The sequence below is a fragment of the Devosia sp. MDV22-iso42 genome (genome assembly GCF_058629155.1).
Window position 1 is genome coordinate 79,100 of record NZ_JBZVWR010000013.1, and the last position, 17,275, is coordinate 96,374.

22 protein-coding genes are annotated in these 17,275 nt (G+C 65.0%); 13 read left to right on the forward strand and 9 right to left on the reverse strand.

All coding sequences use genetic code 11. From position 1 onward, the window contains the following. Positions 1 to 59: 59 nt before the first annotated feature. The 3 genes from AC4NN3_RS16745 to AC4NN3_RS16755 form a co-directional block, all read right to left on the reverse strand. A complete protein-coding gene (locus AC4NN3_RS16745; protein WP_193334448.1) occupies positions 60 to 617 on the reverse strand; it encodes an HNH endonuclease in 558 nt (185 codons plus the stop codon). An 89-nt stretch (positions 618 to 706) separates the two neighbouring features. Further along, entirely contained in the window at positions 707 to 1,366 is a 660-nt protein-coding gene (locus AC4NN3_RS16750; RefSeq protein ID WP_491928229.1) for an alpha/beta hydrolase, read from the reverse strand. Continuing rightward, positions 1,363 to 2,022: a DNA-3-methyladenine glycosylase family protein gene (locus tag AC4NN3_RS16755; RefSeq protein WP_491928230.1), complete on the reverse strand. Its 660-nt coding sequence runs from the start codon at positions 2,020 to 2,022 to the stop codon at positions 1,363 to 1,365. The genes AC4NN3_RS16750 and AC4NN3_RS16755 overlap by 4 nt, the downstream gene beginning before the upstream one ends. Positions 2,023 to 2,035: 13 nt before the next feature. Between AC4NN3_RS16755 and gluQRS the strand changes: the two genes are divergently transcribed. Continuing rightward, positions 2,036 to 2,899, forward strand: coding sequence for a tRNA glutamyl-Q(34) synthetase GluQRS (gene gluQRS, locus AC4NN3_RS16760; RefSeq protein ID WP_491928231.1), 864 nt, complete (start codon positions 2,036 to 2,038; stop codon positions 2,897 to 2,899). Positions 2,900 to 2,926: 27 nt separating this feature from the next. Here gluQRS and AC4NN3_RS16765 read toward each other — a convergent pair whose 3' ends face one another. Next, entirely contained in the window at positions 2,927 to 3,874 is a 948-nt protein-coding gene (locus tag AC4NN3_RS16765) for an NAD-dependent epimerase/dehydratase family protein (RefSeq protein WP_491928232.1), read from the reverse strand. A gap of 86 nt (positions 3,875 to 3,960) precedes the next feature. Here AC4NN3_RS16765 and AC4NN3_RS16770 point away from each other — a divergent pair, with 86 nt between their 5' ends. Genes AC4NN3_RS16770 through AC4NN3_RS16780 form a run of 3 tightly spaced genes read left to right on the forward strand, consistent with a single transcriptional unit; the run spans position 3,961 to position 5,670 of the window. Further along, the gene (locus AC4NN3_RS16770; protein ID WP_491928233.1) at positions 3,961 to 4,851 is read left to right on the forward strand and encodes a LysR family transcriptional regulator; all 891 of its coding nucleotides are present in this window, start codon (positions 3,961 to 3,963) and stop codon (positions 4,849 to 4,851) included. A 19-nt stretch (positions 4,852 to 4,870) separates the two neighbouring features. Further along, positions 4,871 to 5,071, forward strand: coding sequence for a twin transmembrane helix small protein (locus AC4NN3_RS16775; RefSeq protein ID WP_491928234.1), 201 nt, complete (start codon positions 4,871 to 4,873; stop codon positions 5,069 to 5,071). A 5-nt stretch (positions 5,072 to 5,076) separates the two neighbouring features. Next, a complete protein-coding gene (locus AC4NN3_RS16780) occupies positions 5,077 to 5,670 on the forward strand; it encodes a cob(I)yrinic acid a,c-diamide adenosyltransferase (protein ID WP_491928235.1) in 594 nt (197 codons plus the stop codon). A gap of 25 nt (positions 5,671 to 5,695) precedes the next feature. Here AC4NN3_RS16780 and AC4NN3_RS16785 read toward each other — a convergent pair whose 3' ends face one another. Continuing rightward, a complete protein-coding gene (locus tag AC4NN3_RS16785) occupies positions 5,696 to 6,862 on the reverse strand; it encodes a GGDEF domain-containing protein (protein ID WP_491928236.1) in 1,167 nt (388 codons plus the stop codon). A gap of 208 nt (positions 6,863 to 7,070) precedes the next feature. Between AC4NN3_RS16785 and AC4NN3_RS16790 the strand changes: the two genes are divergently transcribed. Continuing rightward, positions 7,071 to 7,253 (forward strand): putative motility protein, encoded by a 183-nt coding sequence (locus tag AC4NN3_RS16790; protein ID WP_193334439.1) that lies wholly within the window; start codon positions 7,071 to 7,073, stop codon positions 7,251 to 7,253. Between the two features lie 16 nt (positions 7,254 to 7,269). Then, positions 7,270 to 7,485, forward strand: coding sequence for a hypothetical protein (locus AC4NN3_RS16795; protein WP_491928237.1), 216 nt, complete (start codon positions 7,270 to 7,272; stop codon positions 7,483 to 7,485). 98 nt (positions 7,486 to 7,583) lie between these two features. Here AC4NN3_RS16795 and AC4NN3_RS16800 read toward each other — a convergent pair whose 3' ends face one another. Next, positions 7,584 to 8,246 carry a TlpA family protein disulfide reductase gene (locus AC4NN3_RS16800; protein ID WP_491928238.1) on the reverse strand — a complete coding sequence of 221 codons (663 nt, stop codon included), beginning with the start codon at positions 8,244 to 8,246 and terminating at the stop codon, positions 7,584 to 7,586. 21 nt (positions 8,247 to 8,267) lie between these two features. On the opposite strand from AC4NN3_RS16800, the gene argH reads away from it, so the two are divergent. The 3 genes from argH to lysA all read left to right on the forward strand — a co-directional run bounded on the left by argH (position 8,268) and on the right by lysA (position 11,929). Further along, the gene (gene argH / locus AC4NN3_RS16805; RefSeq protein ID WP_491928239.1) at positions 8,268 to 9,716 is read left to right on the forward strand and encodes an argininosuccinate lyase; all 1,449 of its coding nucleotides are present in this window, start codon (positions 8,268 to 8,270) and stop codon (positions 9,714 to 9,716) included. A 41-nt stretch (positions 9,717 to 9,757) separates the two neighbouring features. After that, entirely contained in the window at positions 9,758 to 10,486 is a 729-nt protein-coding gene (locus AC4NN3_RS16810) for a gamma-glutamylcyclotransferase (RefSeq protein WP_491928240.1), read from the forward strand. Positions 10,487 to 10,669: 183 nt separating this feature from the next. After that, on the forward strand, positions 10,670 to 11,929 hold the full coding sequence (gene lysA, locus AC4NN3_RS16815; RefSeq protein ID WP_491928241.1) for a diaminopimelate decarboxylase: 1,260 nt from the start codon (positions 10,670 to 10,672) through the stop codon (positions 11,927 to 11,929). A 6-nt stretch (positions 11,930 to 11,935) separates the two neighbouring features. Here lysA and AC4NN3_RS16820 read toward each other — a convergent pair whose 3' ends face one another. Beyond that, on the reverse strand, positions 11,936 to 12,346 hold the full coding sequence (locus AC4NN3_RS16820; RefSeq protein ID WP_491928242.1) for a response regulator: 411 nt from the start codon (positions 12,344 to 12,346) through the stop codon (positions 11,936 to 11,938). Next, positions 12,346 to 13,443: a zinc-ribbon domain-containing protein gene (locus AC4NN3_RS16825; RefSeq protein WP_491928243.1), complete on the reverse strand. Its 1,098-nt coding sequence runs from the start codon at positions 13,441 to 13,443 to the stop codon at positions 12,346 to 12,348. Before AC4NN3_RS16825 ends, AC4NN3_RS16820 begins: the two co-directional genes overlap by 1 nt. 220 nt (positions 13,444 to 13,663) lie before the next feature. Here AC4NN3_RS16825 and ftsE point away from each other — a divergent pair, with 220 nt between their 5' ends. From ftsE to AC4NN3_RS16845, 4 genes are all read left to right on the forward strand, one after another. Beyond that, a complete protein-coding gene (ftsE, locus tag AC4NN3_RS16830) occupies positions 13,664 to 14,326 on the forward strand; it encodes a cell division ATP-binding protein FtsE (protein WP_193334432.1) in 663 nt (220 codons plus the stop codon). Next, positions 14,319 to 15,248, forward strand: a complete 930-nt coding sequence (locus AC4NN3_RS16835) for a cell division protein FtsX (RefSeq protein WP_491928244.1) — start codon at positions 14,319 to 14,321, stop codon at positions 15,246 to 15,248. The genes ftsE and AC4NN3_RS16835 overlap by 8 nt, the downstream gene beginning before the upstream one ends. 100 nt (positions 15,249 to 15,348) lie before the next feature. Then, positions 15,349 to 16,158, forward strand: a complete 810-nt coding sequence (locus AC4NN3_RS16840; RefSeq protein ID WP_491928245.1) for a lysophospholipid acyltransferase family protein — start codon at positions 15,349 to 15,351, stop codon at positions 16,156 to 16,158. A 127-nt stretch (positions 16,159 to 16,285) separates the two neighbouring features. Next, positions 16,286 to 16,627 (forward strand): hypothetical protein, encoded by a 342-nt coding sequence (locus AC4NN3_RS16845; protein ID WP_491928246.1) that lies wholly within the window; start codon positions 16,286 to 16,288, stop codon positions 16,625 to 16,627. Positions 16,628 to 16,718: 91 nt separating this feature from the next. Here the strand turns inward: AC4NN3_RS16845 and AC4NN3_RS16850 are convergent, their stop codons facing one another. Beyond that, positions 16,719 to 17,273 carry a gamma-glutamylcyclotransferase gene (locus tag AC4NN3_RS16850; protein ID WP_491928247.1) on the reverse strand — a complete coding sequence of 185 codons (555 nt, stop codon included), beginning with the start codon at positions 17,271 to 17,273 and terminating at the stop codon, positions 16,719 to 16,721. Positions 17,274 to 17,275: the final 2 nt, after the last annotated feature.

Below are 17,275 nucleotides of genomic sequence, written 5' to 3' on the forward strand. Positions count from 1 at the left end.
TGCTCCGCTTGTCGACAGTCAATAATAGTTATTGGCCGCGCTGCGGACAAGAGGCGCGCCTAGGGCTCGAGCTCGATATCCCAGTAGAGATAATCCAGCCAGCTCTGGTGCAGGTGGTTGGGCGGAAAGGCCCGGCCATTATTGTGCAGGTCATGCACCGTGGGGTGGTAGGGCGCCTGGTGCGGGAACATCTTGATCTCGCTGGGCATCCGGTTGGCTTTTTTGAGATTGCACGGCGCGCAGGCAGCAACGACGTTTTCCCAGGTGGTCTGGCCACCCTTGGAACGGGGAATGACGTGATCGAAGGTCAGGTCGTCGCGCGTGCCGCAATATTGGCAGGTGAAGCGATCGCGCAGGAAGACATTGAAGCGGGTAAAGGCGGGATTGCGCGCCGGCTTGATATAATCACGCAGCGACACCACGCTGGGCAGCCGCATCTCGAAGCTGGGGGAATGAATGACCGTGTCATACTGGCTGACGATATTGACCCGGTCCAGGCACACAGCCTTGATCGCGTCCTGCCAGGACCAGAGCGACAACGGGTAGTAGCTGAGCGGCCGGAAGTCGGCGTTCAACACCAGAGCGGGACAGGCCTCAGGCGACACGTGGATGGTCACTAGAGTCTCCCGGAAAGGGAATCGAGTAAGTCCATAGCCCCCTTATACTAGGCCCTTTGTGTCAGCCCTGTGAAGCGGGGAGCACGAGCTTATTTTACGGCGACGCGGGCGATGAAGGCGCTGGCAAATTCCAGTCCGTCGGGGGCAATCCCATGCCCGACACCGGGGCTCACATGATAGGCCACGTCATAGCCGGCCAGACGCAGGGCGACTTCGGCATCGGCGCTGCGCTCGGGATCGACCATGGTGTCGGCATCGCCATGCACCAGGCATACCGGCGGGCGGCCAAAGTCGTCCGCACCAAATCCCTCGGGCGGCAGCAGCGCCCCGGCAAAGGCGACAATGCCCATCAGCGACTGCGGCAGCGACAGGCCGACATGCAGCGCCATCATGGCACCCTGGCTGAACCCCACCAGCAGGGTCTGCTCGGGCGCGATGCCGGTCTGCGCCCAGAGATCGGTGAGGAATTCGAGCAGCACCGGTCTTGCCGCCACGCAGCCCAGCTGCCGGCTGGCCAGCCGATCGCCGTCAAAACTGACATCGAACCATTTGAAGCCTTCGGCCAGTCCTTCGCAATGTTGCGGCGCATTGGGCGAGATGAACACGGCATCGGGCAGGATATCCTGCCAGTAGGGCGCCAGTCCGATCAGGTCGGCGCCATTGGAACCATAGCCATGCAGCAGCACCACCGCCTGCTGGGGCACGCCGCCCGATTTGGGAGGCAGCATGGGGCCGGAGAGCTTGGTCACAACAAAATACCTTCCCGGTCACGCATGACCGCAAAATAGCGCCAGAACAACAGGGCCGCCGCCGAGCGATAGGGGGCCCAGGCGGCAGCGATGCCGATCATGTCCTTGATGGCGGGCCGAGCGTCAAGTCCGAGCCCGTGCTGCACCGCCTTGAGCAAAGCCAGATCGCCGGCCGGAAACACGTCGGGATGGCCGGCGCAGAACATCAGATAGACCTCGGCCGTCCACGGCCCGATGCCCTTGTGAGCCACAAGATAGCGCACGGCGTCCGCGGCCGGCAGCGTCTCGAGATGATCGAAATCGAGCGCGCCCGCCACCATGGCTTCGGCAATGGCGCGCACGGTGCGGAACTTGCCGCCGGAAAAGCCGGTGGCGCGCACCGCCTCCTCGCTGAGGCTGAGATAGCTTACCGGATCGAGTGCGCCGGGCAGCTGTGCGAATCGGCCCCAGATCGCCGCCGCGCTGGTGACCGACAATTGCTGGCCGGTAATCACCTTGGCCATCCCGGCAAAGCCCGGCGGATTGATGCGCGGCGCCACCGGCCCGGCAAAATCGCGCACCGCCGCAAGGCGTCGATCCATGCCCACCAGCACCTCGATATGGCCGGCAATCGTCTCGATACTGTCGATACGCGGTGACGGCGGCAATGGGCTCATGTAGAAAACCCCGGTGTCGCAAAAACGCTCAAAACCACTCCTTCGCTTTGCCCCCAGCCCCAATGGAAGGCTGCATCTCGGTCACGCCTTTTCGGCGCTTTACACGTGGCAGGCCGCAGCCGCGCTCGATGGCACCGCCCTGCTTCGCATCGAAGACATCGACAGCGAGCGCTGTAAACCCGAATTCACCGCAGCCATCTATGAAGATCTGGCCTGGCTGGGCCTGGACTGGCCAAAGCCGGTCATGCAGCAGTCCGAGCGCCTCGATGCCTATGCCGAGGCCGGCAATACGCTGCGCGACCAGCACCTGCTCTATCCGTGCTTTTGCAGCCGCACCGAGATTGCCGCCCTAGCCACCGACACCGATCCCGACGGCGCCCCGCTCTATCCGGGCACCTGTCGCCACCTGCACCGCGGCGAACAGATCGAGCGGCTGCAGCGCGGCGATCCGGTGCAGTTCCGGCTGGACAATGCAGCAGCCCAGGCGCGCGCCGGCCTGCTGACCTTTTCGGTGGTGGGCCCGCTGGTCACCGATCGGCCGCAGATCCGTTATGCCAGGCCCGGCCGCTGGGGCGATGTGGTGCTGCAGCGCAAGGGCAGCCCGGCCAGCTACCATCTCAGCGTCGTGGTCGATGACGCGGCCCAGGCCATTACCCATGTGACGCGCGGCCGCGACATGGAGGCGGCGACTGACCTGCACATATTGCTGCAAATGCTGCTCGGCCTGCCCACCCCGATCTATCACTTCCACCGCCTGATCCTGGGCGATGACGGCAGGAAACTGGCCAAATCCAAGGGCTCGCCATCCCTGGCGAGCCTGCGCGCGGACGGCTGGACCCCCCAGGACATCCGCCGCGCGGTCGGCCTGGGCGGCTGATGGGCCGCTCGCCTGGGACGGATGCAATCAGGCCGCGACGCTCTCGACCAGAAAGGGTCTGACCGTCTCGGCCACGGCAAGCTCGAACGGCGTCGCAAAACCGGCGCCGAGCAGGGCATCGAGCCGGGGATCCACCAGTTCCATCGGGTTATTCCACAGATAGCGCATCTTGATCACTTCCCGCATGACGCCATTGGCCAGCGCCATGGCCTGCAGCACGATCCAGGGCAGAGGCACCACCTTGAGCGGGCCCGGCGCGGCCTTGCCGATGGCCGCCATCAGCGCCCCATGCGTCACGTAATGGCCGGCAAAGTGGAAGGTCTCGAAGGCGCCAAACTGCGCGCGCTGCTCGCCCAGGGTCGCGAAGGCGCGGCCCAGATCGGGCAGATAGGCCCAGGCATGCGCCAGATCGAGGTCGGCCATATGGTGGATCTTGCCCTTCTTGGCGTCCATCATGATGGCCTGGTCGTACCAGTCGCCCACTGTACCCGGGCCATAAAAATCCCCGGCTCGCAGGATGATGGTCTGGAACTTGCCGGCCCTTGAGGCGGCGGCGAGCTTGTCCTCTTGCCGCACCCTGATGGCGCCGCGCGGCGTTTGCGGGTGCTGCGGCGTCGCCGGCGTGATGCGCCTGTCCAATGCGGAATAATTGTAGATATTGCCCGGAAACATCAGCGTCTTGCCGCTATCGCCCATGGCCGCGATGACCAAAGCCAGCTGCGCCTCGGCGCGGCCCTTGTCCCATTTGTCATAGGGCAGGTTCAACGCATTGACCACGATATCGGCCCCGTCAATGACCGCCGTCAGATCGTTGAGGCTGGCGGCATCGCCCTGCACGAACCGCACGCCCGCCAGGGGCTGGCGGTTCGACCGGCCGAAGCCGGTGACCGAAAATCCGGCCTGCTGAAATGCCGCCGCGGCGTGGTGGCCGATATGGCCGTTGATACCCAGAACCGTCACGCTACCCTTGCTCATTGCCGTCTCCTTGGCTGCTGGACACGACTATGGTTCATTCAATATCGTGGTGAAATTGACAGATCTTGCAGCTAGGGCATTCAGAAATGAATAGAGAGCCGGATTGGGCCCTGTGGCGCAGCTTCGCCGCCGTCGTTGCCAATGGCTCGCTTTCGGCTGCCGCCCGCGAACTGGGGATCAGCCAGCCGACGGTGGGCCGGCATATCGAGACGCTGGAAGCCGATCTGGGGCTGCCGCTGTTCGAGCGCACGCTGAGTGGGCTCAAGCCCAACAGCACCGCCTTGCGGCTCTATGAGCCGGTCGGCAAGGCGCAGGCGGCCCTGGCCGAGGCCGCCATCATAGCCGACGGCGCCCAGGATGATCTGGGCGGCACGGTGCGCATCACCGCCAGCGCCGTGATTTCCAGCTATGTCCTGCCGGACCTGCTGGTGCCGATCCGCGAGCGTTTTCCCCGCATCGCACTCGAACTGGTGCCCTCCGATTCGGCCGAGAACCTGCTGCTGCGCGAGGCCGACATTGCCATCCGCATGTTCCGCCCCACCCAGCTCGAACTGGTGACCAGGCGCCTGGGCGACCTGCCCATCGTGCCGGCAGCCCATCAAAGCTATCTGGATCGACGGGGCCTGCCCGCTTCGGTCGAGGCGCTGTTCGGGCACGACATGATCGGCCTGGACCGTTCGGACGCGATCATCGCCCATGCCCAAAAACTCGGCCTGCCCCTGCGCCGCGAGCATTTCGCGCTGCGCTCGGACGACCAGACCCAGATGTGGGAACTGATGAAAGCCGGTCTGGGCATCGGCTTTGCCCAGGCCAATCTGGTGCGGCGCACGCCCGGCATGGTGGCGCTGGCCGTCGATCTGGCGATACCCACGCTTGAGGTCTGGCTGACCACGCACAGGGAATTGTTCACCTCGCACCGAATTCGTGCCATCTATGATGCTCTGGCCGACGGTCTCGTTGCGTATATCAATAGCTAGACAGTTTCAGTAGGACACCATGCAGACCGCCCTCAATCTTGCCATCGCCCTCGCCCTGATCTTTGTCGTCGCCGTGCTCGGCATGGGCCTGTGGAACATGCTCAAAGCCGGTCCCGGCAATACCAGCCAGCGCCTGATGCGCCTGCGCGTCATGGGCCAGGCCGTCGCGCTCATCCTGCTGATGGGCGCGCTGTTCTTCTTTGGCGGCGGTCGGGGCTAGGTCTGATGGTCAAACTCAACCGCATCTATACCAAGACCGGCGATGACGGCAGCACCGGCCTGGTCCGCGGCCCGCGCCGGCCCAAATATGACCTGCGGGTCGAGGCCTATGGCACCATCGACGAGGCCAATGCCTGTATCGGCATGGCGCGCCTGCATTCTGCCGCCCAGCCCAAGATCGACAATCTGCTCGGCCGCATCCAGAACGATCTTTTCGATGTCGGCTCCGACCTGGCAACGCCCGGGGCTGACGCTGCCGACGCCGAATATCCCAGCCTGCGCATCCGCCCGGTGCAGACCGAGGCGCTGGAAAAGCAGATCGACCAGTATAACGAGGCGCTCGAACCGCTGAGCAGCTTTGTGCTGCCGGGCGGCTCGCCCCTGGCGGCGGCCCTCCATGTCGCCCGCACCGTGACCCGGCGCGCCGAGCGCATCACGGTAGAGCTTGCCGCCCATGAGCCCGATACCAGTCCGGAAGCCATCCGCTACCTCAACCGGCTGTCGGACCTGCTCTTCGTGCTGTCGCGCGTGGCCAATGGCAATGGCGCCAAGGACGTGCTCTGGGTGCCGGGCAATCACGGCGATCTGAAAAAGCCCTGATCGCCGCCGCGCCCGGCGTAACCGGTCAGGCCGCGTGCGGCTTGTCCCGGCTCTGGCGCCGCTCGACAAAGGGTCGGGGTGGTTCGATCACCACCAGATTGTCCGTACTCAGCGGCGCTTCGCCCGCGAAGACGACCCGATTGCGGCCGGCATGCTTGGCGGTATAGAGCGCCGCATCGGCCTGCGCGAACAGCTCGGCCATCGGCAGCGTGCCGGGGGCCGTGGCCACGCCGAAACTGGCGGTGACATGGATGATCTGGCCCTCCCAGAGGATCTCCATCTCGTCGATGGCGCGCCGCAGGCGCTCGCCGATCAGCCGCGCCAGCGCCGCGTCGGTTTCAGGCAGCAGCACGGCCAGTTCTTCCCCGCCCAGGCGCGACAGCAGGTCGCGGTTGCGCAGGGCGCCGCGCAGGACCAGCGAGACCTTCTGCAGCACATGGTCGCCAGCGGCATGACCATGGGTATCGTTGACGGTTTTGAAGTGATCGAGATCGATGGCCATCAGCGCCGATGATGTCTCCGGCGTCCGCAACCCCTCCATGCCGCGCTCGAAACCGCGCCGATTGGGCAGGCCGGTCAGCGGATCGGTCAAGGCGTGCATCTGCCACTGCTGCTCGCGGTCGATCTGGCGCAGTTCGCGTTCGACAAACAGGCCCAGCAGCACCGCGCCGACCACCGAGGTGGACACCATATAGGGGCCGATCAGGCTGAGCAGCGCCCATAGACTGGCATAGCCCATGCCCAGGCCGGTGAGCAGGTAGCACGAGACGACGAGGCCCAGCACGACAAGATGACGGGCCCGGACGCGGGTTTTGGGCCGCAGAAAGTAGCGCCAGCTCAGCCCCAGTACACCGGCCAGCACGATGCCCGCCGCGCCGGGCATGGCCCCCATGCCGCCCAGCCAGAGGCGGTAGCCACCCGCGATGACGATGGCAACCACGGCGGCCGGCCAGCCGCCAAAGGCGGCGGCAAAGCCGATGATGATGCCGCGCGCATCCACCATCACGCCGACGCCCAGATGGGCCGGCGCCATGATCGCGGCGATCGCGCCGACGCCAAAGATAACCCCCTGCAGGCATGAGCGCAGGTAGCGCGGCCAGTTCTGCCGCTCCACCACGCCAAAGGCGATCGCCATCATCGCCAGCAGGCTGATACCCTGCATCAGCGCAATGAACATGTCTTGTGCGAACATCGCGTCCCCCGATGGCCCCTATTGCCACCATCTGAGCGCCCATGTGTAAGCTTTGCGTGAAAGCAGCAGCGCCCGAACGCCATAGGGTTAGCGGCGGGTTAAGCAGACCGACCCAAAGATCGGGACACCTGTCTGGCCGCCAGCAGGCTTTGTTTACCCCTGCGCCCTATGATCGGAGCTTGAACCACTATTGGAAAGGAGGTCCGCCATGAATACCGACCTCTCGACGCAGATGCTGGCCATGAATACCGTCAAGACGCAGAACAGCATCCAGATCGCGGTGTTCAAGAAGCAGAATGACATGCAGAACGAACTGCTCACCACCCTGACCCAGGCCGCGCTGTCACCAGCCCCTGCCGGCCAGGGCACCAAGTTCGACCGACAGGCCTGATTCGGGAACCCTCCTGATGAGCAATGACCTGACCGTCAGCCCCACAGTCATGATCAACCGCATCGTCGCGCGCGAAGCCACGCCCCAGGGCGCCGGACTGGCCCGGGTTGCCGACCTGCGCTTGCGCCTCGAGCATGCCCAGACCGAGCAGCAGGTTCGCGCCGCTCAGTTCGACCCCGACGCCGTCGTTGCGCCGGTGACCACCGGCGCGGAAGTCGATCGCCTGGTCTAGAACAATTCACCGCGTCGTTGACGCGGTGAATTGTTCTAAGTTCTTGTTGGTCGCGTTTTCGAACCGGAAAACCGGTATCCACTTTTCCTGAAAACGCTCTAGCCGCCCAGCGCGATCAGCGCCGCGACCACCGCCTCGCCATCGGGCGTGTGCCACTCCGCCGGCCCCTGCAGCACCGCCAGTTCACAGCCATTCTCGTCCAACACCAACGTCGCCGGCAGCCCCACCGCAACGGCCTGCTGCTTGAGGCGATCAAAGGCGGCAAAGGTATTGTCGGCATAGAGCGGCAGATTGGCAAAACCGTTCGCATCGAGAAAGGCCTGGGCCTTTTCCAGCCCGCCCGCGCCGATATCGAGATTGATCGGCAGCACCATGAAACGGTCCGAATTATATTTGGTGGCCAGGGCGTCCAGCGCCGGCATTTCCTCGCGGCAGGGCACGCACCAGCTGGCCCAGAAATTGACCAGCAGCGCCTTGCCCTTGAAGTCGGCAATGGTCATCTCGGCGCCCGCCGCATCCTTGAAGGCCAGGCTGGCATAGCCACGCCCCTCGCCGGTGCCGTTGAGGGCCGCCAGCTCGCCGACGGCGGCCGCATCAATGGCTGCAGCGGCCTCTTCCTGTACCGGGCATTCCCGGGCCTGCCCGGCATTGCCGAGCCACACCCACGCCGCTATAGCTACCGCCAATCCCGTCACCCCCAGCGCGAGCAGCAGTCGAACCCGGCTGGAAGCGCCGGGGCGAGGCGCGGGCAAATCGGTCATAACAGGTCTCCGAGGTATTCGATGAGCAACAAGATGTGGGGCGGCAGGTTCGCCACCGGCCCCGACGCCATCATGGAGGAAATCAACGCCTCGATCGGCTTTGATCAACGCCTGTTCCGCCAGGATATTGCCGGATCGATCGCCCATGCCACAATGCTCGCCGAGACGGGCATTCTGACGCAGGAGGATCGCGACAGCATTGTTGCCGGTCTAACCGAGGTACTGGCCGAAATCGAGGGTGGAAGTTTCACGTTCTCGCGTGCGCTTGAAGACATCCATATGAATGTGGAAAGCCGGTTGCGCGAGAAGATCGGCGATGCCGCCGGGCGCCTGCACACGGCGCGCTCGCGCAATGACCAGGTGGCCACCGACTTCAAGCTCTATGTGCGCGATACCATCGACACCCTGGTGGTGCAGGTGACGACGCTGCAACTGGCCCTGGTCGACAAAGCCGAACAGGAGGCCGAGACCATCATGCCCGGCTTCACCCATCTGCAGAACGCCCAGCCGGTGACCTTTGGTCACCATATGCTGGCCTATGTCGAAATGCTCGGCCGTGACGTCGGCCGGCTGCTCGACGCCCGCAAGCGGCTCAACGAAAGCCCGCTCGGCTCGGCCGCCCTGGCCGGCACGCCCTACCCGATCGATCGCGACATGACGGCGCAAAAGCTTGGCTTTGACCGGCCCACCGCCAATTCGCTCGATGCCGTTTCGGACCGCGATTTCATTCTCGAAACCCTGGCCGCCGCTTCCATCTGCGCCATGCATCTGAGCCGCTTTGCCGAGGAAATGGTGATCTGGAGCTCGGCCCAGTTCGGCTTCATCCGCCTTTCCGACAAGTTCACCACCGGCAGTTCCATCATGCCGCAAAAGCGCAATCCGGACGCCGCCGAACTGGTGCGCGCCAAGATCGGCCGCATCCTGGGCGCCCTGACCAGCCTGATCGTGGTGATGAAGGGCCTGCCTTTGGCCTATTCCAAGGACATGCAGGAAGACAAGGAAGTCGCCTTTGACGCCCTTGATTCCCTCAGCCTGTCGCTGGCCGCGATGACCGGCATGGTGGCAGACCTCGTCCCCAACCGCGAGCGCATGCGCGCCTCGGCCATGGCCGGCTTTTCCACCGCCACCGACATTGCCGACTGGCTGGTGCGCGAGCTCAACGTGCCCTTCCGCGACGCCCACCACATTACCGGCCAGATCGTCGCCCTGGCCGAGCAGAAACATTGCGGCCTCGAGGGCCTGACCATCGAGGACTTCAAGTTCGTCGACCCGCGCATTGACAGCCGCATCCACAAGGTGCTGACCGTGGAGGCCTCGGTGGCGGCGCGGCAGAGCTATGGCGGCACGGCCCCGGCCAATGTGCTGATCCAGGCGGCGCGCTGGAAGACGGCGCTGACCGGCACCGCGCATGAGCCAAAGCCGCTGGCGCGCAAAAAGCATGGCGGCCATGGCGATGGCGGGGTTGCGTAACGCCGGGGACGCCCTAATTTGGTCACCAGTATGAACGGGTAATGAACCGGATGGCTGCCAAATCGCGACAGATGCGCCTGACCCAGCGTCATGTCGGCTATCTGCAGCCGGTCGAGACCTCCGAACTCATGCCCCCGCCGCCCGAGGGCATGCGCGCCGCGACCCAGGCCGACCATGACGCCACCATTGCCCAGCTGCTCGGCCCCGACCGGGACGGCCGCGAGGTCTGGATCTTTGCCTATGGCTCGCTGATCTGGAAACCGGCCTGCGATTTCGTCGAGATGCGCAATGGCCTGGTGCATGGCTGGCACCGCGCCTTCTGCCTGGGCTGGAATACCCGCTTTCGCGGCTCCGATGAAAATCCCGGCCTGATGCTGGCGCTCGATCGCGGCGGCGCCTGCAATGGCGTGCTCTACCGCCTGCCGCCCGACGCCATCGATGCGGCCATGACCAGCCTGCTGGAACGCGAAATGGGCTGGCTGCCCTCGGCCTTCCCGCCGCGCTGGGTCAATGCCCGCTCCGGCGAGCGCACCATTCGCGCCCTCACCTTCTGCATCGACCGCCAGTCGGGCCGCTATGTCTCGGGCCTCAGCAACGAGGAAATTGCCCTGGTGCTGGCCAGGGCCGTGGGCAATCGCGGCTCGATGGCCGAATATCTGCACGCCACCGTGGCCCATCTTGAGCAGGTCGGCATCCACGACCCCCATCTCTGGCAGCTGCAGGCTTTGGTCGCCGAGCAGATCGAAGCCGCTTATGAGGCGGATCGATAAGTCTTGCTTTCGTTTTTGGGCGCGCTGGCATAGGGAATATTGCGAATTCATCGGCCGTCCAGATGTCATTCCGGCGCCGGCCGAAATCCATCCTGATAGGCTGCCAATTGCCCGATCTCAGGATGGACCCCGGCCTTCGCCGGGGTGACTTCGTGGGTGGTGAACACAGTTGAGGACGACCCCTTGGTCCACCATTTCGAACACCGCGACGGCAGCCTCTATGCCGAAAACGTCAATCTCAACGACCTGGCCGACAAGGTCGGCACGCCCTTCTATGTCTATTCCAGCGCTACGCTGCGCCGGCATGTGCGCGTGGTCAAGGCCGCCTTCGAGGGCATTCCGACGCTGCTCGCCTATGCCATGAAGGCCAATTCCAACCAGGCCGTGCTCCGGCTGATGGCCAGTGAGGGCGCCGGCGCCGATGTGGTGTCGCTGGGTGAGCTGGAGCGCGCTTTGGCCGCCGGTATCAGGCCGGACATGATCGTCTTCTCAGGCGTCGCCAAGACCATTACCGAAATGCGCCGTGGCCTGGCCGTCGGCATCAAGTGCTTCAACCTCGAAAGCGAGCCCGAGCTCGAGCGCCTCTCCATGGTGGCGTCCGAGATGGGCATGACCGCCCGCGTCTCGGTGCGCATCAATCCTGACGTCGATGCCCGTACCCATGCCAAGATTTCGACCGGCAAGGCGGAGAACAAGTTCGGCATTGCCTATGCCCGGGCCCGCGCCGTCTATGCCCGCATTGCCGAACTGCCCAATGTGGTGGCGGTTGGCGTTGACATGCATATCGGCAGCCAGATCACCGACCTAGAACCCTTTGGCAATGCCTTTGGCCTGATGGCCGAGCTGGTGCGCGAACTGCGCGGCGACGGCCACGCCATCGAGCATGTCGATGTCGGCGGGGGCCTGGGCATTCCCTATCACCACGATCAGGAGGCCCCGCCCCATCCCGAGGCCTATGCCGCCATGGTGCGCGACAAGATCGGCCAGCTCGGCTGCAGCCTCGTGATCGAACCGGGGCGCCTGCTGGTCGGCAATGCCGGCATCATGGTCACCAAGGTCGAATATGTGAAGCAGGGCAGCACCAGCTTTGTCATCGTCGACGCGGCGATGAACGACCTGATCCGCCCCACGCTCTACGAGGCCCATCACGACGTGGTGCCGGTCAACTATTCCAACCTGCCCCCGATCACTGCCGATATTGTCGGCCCGGTCTGCGAAACCGGCGACTACCTGGCCAAGGCCCGCACCATGCCCGGCGTCGAGGAGGGTGACCTCCTGGCCATCATGAGCGCCGGCGCCTATGGCGCGGTCATGGCCTCGACCTATAATTCGCGGCCGCTGATCCCCGAAGTGCTGGTCGATGGCGACCGCTTCCACGTCATCCGCCCGCGCAAGTCGCTCGAGGAGCTGATCGCGCTCGATTCGGTGCCCGACTGGGTCTGAGGCAGCCTATTCCTCGCGCGCCTGCCGGCCCAGCGAAACCACCTCGACCGGCTTGCCGGCCAGCGCATCGTCGATCTTGCTCAACAGGTCGGCCAGGGTGAACGGCTTGACGATGACGTCATAGATCAGCGCATCGAGCCCGTGCGCCCGTTCGCGCTGATCGGCAAAGCCGGTCATCAGCACGATGATGATATGGGGATATTTCGCCGCCACATCGAGCGCCAGCGCAATGCCGTCCATGATGGGCATCTTGATATCGCTCAGCAGCAGGTCGAACCTGCCGCCTTCGGCATCGGCGGTTTCGGCGGCCAGGCCACCATCCTCCTCCGCCATCACCTCATGACCCTTCATGGTCAGCGCGCTCACCACGAAGGCGCGCACCGACGGATCATCTTCAGCAACAAGAATGCGGGCCATCAGTTGTGCTCCGGCGTGGCGTGTTCGGGGGTGGCGGTATCGCCATGACTGGGTTCGGCCGTCGCGCCATGCTCCGCCGCGACCGGCGCAGTGGCTTCGGCATGCGCGGGCGCCGCAGGATCGGCATGGGCCGGCGCGGCCCCATCGGTGACGGGCGCCTGCATGGCATGGCCGCCGGCATCGGCGCCCGGACCGGCGGCCGGCGCGGCGGGCTGTGTCGTGCCGGCGCGGAAACCCGAACCGCCGGCAAAGCTCAGCCGGACCCTGGACGCCTCGCCGGGCGGCAGGGTCAGCTGGGTGTCAAAGGTCGAACGCTCGCCCGCCATCAGGTCGGTGACCGTGGGTTGCACGCTCCATTGGTAGACCCCGTTTCCGTCGGCGCCGATCAGCGTCACCACCACGGCCGGCACGGTCACGGGGCTGGGGGACAGGCCCACGATCTGCGCCGAGACGATCAGCACTTCCTTGCCATTGCGCAGGGTTTGCATGGCGCTGACCGCGGCAAAATCGAGGCCCACCACATTGATGCCCATGCCCAGCGCGCCATAGACCCCGGCCATGGCCGGAAAGCGCTGCACTACCTGCACCCGCCCGAGATAGGCAAAGGCCAGCACGCCCACCAGAGCCGTGGCACCGATGAGCCGCAGCGCTAGGCGCAGGCGGGCCAGCGGCACTTCGTCGAGCATGGGCTGATCGGGACGCGAGAAGGCCTTGCGCCGCCTGCGGATCACCGAAGGATCGATCTTGCCGGCCGAAGCCTGGTCGACCGGCTTGCCCGGTTTTTTGGCCTTGGCCTCCTTGGCCTCCTTGGCAGCGCGCTGCTTGTCGAGCTTTGCCGCCTTGGCGGCCTTGTCGGCGGCCGACTTGTCGGAGCGCACGGCGTCAGCCTTGTCCTGGGCGCTCATGGCGTCGTCCAGCCCGTCTTCCTCGATGGCCTGCTCGGCCTTGCGGATTTCGGGCGGCGGCTCGTCCTTGGCGATCGGGGGCTGGTCCCAGGCCTGCTGGCAATGGGCGCACTGCACCTTGCGACCGGCCGAGCCAATGGCCTCGTAGGTCACCTGGTACTTGGTCTGGCAATGCGGACAGGAAATGATCATGGGGCCAGACTGCTGGGACGGACGCAAAACATACTTCAAATTAGCGACAGGGTGTTAAGACTCCTCAAATCCGGCCTGGCGCTCGCCAATTCCACCACATTTGTACCGCTTTATCGCGGCCGGGCACGGGTCGGTGCCGCATCGGCCGGGCGCCGCTGTTATGCTGCCGCCATGGCGTGATTCGCCTGAACCCAAGCCGAGCAACGGGGAGCCTGCACTCTTGATCGAATTCGCCGATGTGGGATTGCGCTATGGCAATGGCCCCGAAGTGCTGCGCGACCTGACCTTCTCGGTCGAGCCCGGCTCCTTCCATTTCCTGACCGGGCCCTCCGGCGCCGGCAAGACCAGCCTGCTGCGCCTGCTGCTGCTGTCGCTCAAGCCGACGCGCGGCCAGGTCACCATGTTCGGCGAAGACGTCAGCACGCTCAGCCAGGATCGGCTGCTGCAGCTGCGCCGCCATATCGGCATCGTCTTCCAGGAATTCCGCCTGCTCGACCATCTGACCACCTTCGAGAATGTGGCCCTGCCCTTGCGCGTCCTGGGCCAGCCCGAAAGCGAATATCGTCCCAATGTCACCGAACTGCTCGAATGGGTGGGGCTGGGCGAGCGCATGAACGCGCCGCCATCCTTGCTGTCGGGTGGCGAAAAGCAGCGCGCCGCCATCGCCCGCGCCGTCATCGCCCGGCCCAAGATCCTGCTAGCCGACGAGCCGACCGGCAATGTCGATCCCGACCTGTCCAGCCGGCTGGTGCACCTGTTTGCCGAACTCAACCGCACGCTGGGCATGACCATCATCCTGGCGACCCACGAATTGCCGCTGCTCGACAAATTCAGCTATCCACGCATGCTGCTGAGCAAAGGGGAGCTGGCCATCCATGATTGAGCGCATTCTGGCTTTGCTGCCGCGCCGCGGCGGCGCCGCCCCCATCGTCCCGGAGAAAAGCGTCGCCGGACGCACGCTGCTGCTGATGATCACCATCATGGGCTTCCTCTCGGCGGTCACCCTGGGCGGGGTGGTGCTGGTGCAGAAATCGGCCATTGCCTGGTCGGCCGATGTCGGCCGCGAGGTGACCATCCAGATCCGCCCGGTGGCGGGCGAGGTCATGGAGTCCAACCTGCGCACCGCCGTCTCGCTGGCCGAAACCACCCCCGGCGTCGCCTCGGCGCGGGCGCTGACCCTTGAGGAGAGCGAGGCCCTGCTCGAACCCTGGCTGGGCGCCGGCCTTGACCTGACGACCATTGAAATTCCGCGTCTTGTCGTGGTGCGCCTCGCCGACCCCGCCGAGGCCGACATCGCCGGTCTGCAGCGCAATCTGGCCGCCGTCAACGGGGCGAGTCTGGACACCCATGCCGCCTGGCGGCAACAGCTCAACACCATGGCTGGCACCATCGTGCTATCGGGTCTGCTGGTGCTGCTGCTGATCGGCGCCGCCACCGTGCTGGCCATCATCTTTGCCACCCGCGGCGCCATGGCGACCAATCGCGAGATCGTCGATGTGCTGCATTATATCGGCGCCTCCAACAAGTTCATTGCCGGAGAGTTCCAGGGCCGCTTCCTGTCCATCGGCCTGCAGGGCGGGCTGCTCGGCGTAACCGCGGCGCTGCTGTTCTTCGTGCTGGTCGGGACGCTGGCGGGCAATATGCTTTCCAGCGAGGCCGGCGCCCAGGTAGGCGTGCTGTTCGGGCGTTTTGCCCTGGGCCTTGACGGACTGGTCGGCCTCGCCACGGTGATCCCGGTGATCGCCGCGCTCACCGCCATCACCTCGCGCCACACCGTGCGCCGCTACCTCGCCCAGACGTCTTGAACCGCGGATGCGTCCGCGGCGCGGCGGGGCAACACCCTCGCCAAAGCCGCAGCACCCCGCTATGACGCTGTCCGGGCAGCCGATCCAGGAGCAAACGACAATGATGGTCTTTCAGGCAATTCGCACGGCGCTGTTCTATGCGCTGTTTATCGGCCAGACCGCCGTCATCGCCATCGTGCTGGGCACCATCGCCCTGATCAGCGGCCGCACCCGGGCCAGCTGGGCCATTGCGGTCTATTGGGGCACCTCCTCGCTGCGCTTTCTGCGCTGGCTGACCGGCGTCAAGACCAAGGTCAGCGGCCTGGAAAACATTCCCGAAGGCGGCTGCATCATTGCTGCCAAGCACCAGAGCGACTGGGATGTGTTTGCCATTTTCCCCTATGCCGGCCGGCCCGCCTACATCATCAAGAAGGAATTGATGAACATTCCCTTCTTCGGCTGGGCCGCCCGCTCGCTCGACTGCATCGAGGTGGACCGCAAGAAGGGCGCCAAGGCCGTGCCGGCCATGATGGCACAGGCCCATGCCGCCATCGCGCGCGGCTGCCGCATCGTCATCTTTCCCGAAGGCACCCGCCGTGCGCCGCTGGCCCCGCCCGATTATCGCCAGGGCATCGTCCGGCTCTATCTCGAACTCAACGTGCCCGTGGTGCCCGTGGCGCTCAATTCCGGCCTGTTCTGGGGACGCAACAGCCCCGTCATCTGGCCCGGCACCGCCGAAGCAAAATTCCTGCCCGCCATCGAAGCGGGCCTGACGGCCGATGTTTTTCTGGAGCGACTCAAAAAAGCCATCGAAACCGAATCCGATACCCTGGCGCTCAAGGCAGAGGCAGAGGGGCTTGCCCGCCCGATCGGCCCCGAGCTGCGCAGCCGCTTTGATGCCCTCAAGCGGCAGCGTTCGAGCGAAGCGTGACCACTATATATTGACGAAAAGGTCAGGCTAACCCATAGATATAGAAATCGGGCACGGCACTGCTTGACATAGAGGACATTTTGTTCTATCTTTGTTCTAATGCAATGCTCGCTTTGGGGATAGCGTGATGGTCGGCAATTACAGCAAAGTCGTGATGCACAGCTTCGGACGGCAGAGCCATTGGCAGGGTCGCTCCGGCCGGGCTTATGACCTGATCGGCGAACCGCTCGAGCATTTTGCCCTGGCCGATACCGAGCTGCATCTGCTGGCCAAGGGCAGCCATGTGCTCTGGGTGGGCGCCACCACCGACCTGGTCAGCGATCCGCTCAGCCGCGCGCGCTTTCGCCTGGCGCTGAGCTGCGCCGACCGCGTCTTCCGCGTGCTGACGCCGGAAAGCCAGGCCGAGCGCCTCGCCACCATTTTCGATCTCGAAGGCGCCGCGCCGCTGGCCGAAGCCCAGGCCGCCTGAAGCGCTTTCAGCAAGAGGGACTTCACTTTTGCGGTTGGAAGACACGACCAACCAAACAGCGAGTGCCGTTTCAGCCAAACGGTGACATGCTCTAGGCAGCGCTGGCTGCCTCGGCCCGCAGAATGTCGGCCAGGGCCTGCAATTGTCGGTCGGCAATGCCCAGCGCCTTGAGGTGGCTGGCCGTATTGAGCACATAGTCCACATTGCGCCCCGACAGCCCGACCCCGGCCCGCACCATGGCCAGCTGCTGCTCCAGGGCCAGCTTGCCGGCAAACTGTTCATGCCGCTCGTCGACCATGAAGGTCAGCGCCCGCACCGTGCGGCCATCCACCAGATGCACCGGCCGGATGACGTCGCGATAGACCGCCGTGACCTGTTCGCGCGCCTCAAGATAGGCCCGCACCACCGACCAGTCGGAATCGGCGACTTCAAAGACCATGCCGCGGCATGAGCCGCCCCGCGCCAGCCCGAAGACCAGACCCGGCCGCTCCACGGTGCCACGATGGTGATGCGATACGATGGACAGGCTCCGATGCGCGCCGCGCAGCAGGCCCTGCTGGGCGCTGACATGGGCAAAGCCGGGATTCCAGATCAGTGAGCCATAGCCGAAGACCCAGTGCGTGTTGTCGCTGATAATTTCTGCCATTG

Coding starts and splice junctions, on each gene's coding strand:
- AC4NN3_RS16755 (WP_491928230.1), bottom strand. CDS start 2,022: ATGAGCCCATTGCCGCCGTCACCGCGTATCGACAGTATCGAGACGATT.
- AC4NN3_RS16765 (WP_491928232.1), bottom strand. CDS start 3,874: ATGAGCAAGGGTAGCGTGACGGTTCTGGGTATCAACGGCCATATCGGC.
- AC4NN3_RS16770 (WP_491928233.1), top strand. CDS start 3,961: ATGAATAGAGAGCCGGATTGGGCCCTGTGGCGCAGCTTCGCCGCCGTC.
- AC4NN3_RS16775 (WP_491928234.1), top strand. CDS start 4,871: ATGCAGACCGCCCTCAATCTTGCCATCGCCCTCGCCCTGATCTTTGTC.
- AC4NN3_RS16780 (WP_491928235.1), top strand. CDS start 5,077: ATGGTCAAACTCAACCGCATCTATACCAAGACCGGCGATGACGGCAGC.
- AC4NN3_RS16785 (WP_491928236.1), bottom strand. CDS start 6,862: ATGTTCGCACAAGACATGTTCATTGCGCTGATGCAGGGTATCAGCCTG.
- AC4NN3_RS16790 (WP_193334439.1), top strand. CDS start 7,071: ATGAATACCGACCTCTCGACGCAGATGCTGGCCATGAATACCGTCAAG.
- AC4NN3_RS16795 (WP_491928237.1), top strand. CDS start 7,270: ATGAGCAATGACCTGACCGTCAGCCCCACAGTCATGATCAACCGCATC.
- AC4NN3_RS16800 (WP_491928238.1), bottom strand. CDS start 8,246: ATGACCGATTTGCCCGCGCCTCGCCCCGGCGCTTCCAGCCGGGTTCGA.
- argH (WP_491928239.1), top strand. CDS start 8,268: ATGAGCAACAAGATGTGGGGCGGCAGGTTCGCCACCGGCCCCGACGCC.
- AC4NN3_RS16810 (WP_491928240.1), top strand. CDS start 9,758: ATGAACCGGATGGCTGCCAAATCGCGACAGATGCGCCTGACCCAGCGT.
- AC4NN3_RS16820 (WP_491928242.1), bottom strand. CDS start 12,346: ATGGCCCGCATTCTTGTTGCTGAAGATGATCCGTCGGTGCGCGCCTTC.
- AC4NN3_RS16825 (WP_491928243.1), bottom strand. CDS start 13,443: ATGATCATTTCCTGTCCGCATTGCCAGACCAAGTACCAGGTGACCTAC.
- AC4NN3_RS16835 (WP_491928244.1), top strand. CDS start 14,319: ATGATTGAGCGCATTCTGGCTTTGCTGCCGCGCCGCGGCGGCGCCGCC.
- AC4NN3_RS16840 (WP_491928245.1), top strand. CDS start 15,349: ATGATGGTCTTTCAGGCAATTCGCACGGCGCTGTTCTATGCGCTGTTT.
- AC4NN3_RS16845 (WP_491928246.1), top strand. CDS start 16,286: ATGGTCGGCAATTACAGCAAAGTCGTGATGCACAGCTTCGGACGGCAG.
- AC4NN3_RS16850 (WP_491928247.1), bottom strand. CDS start 17,273: ATGGCAGAAATTATCAGCGACAACACGCACTGGGTCTTCGGCTATGGC.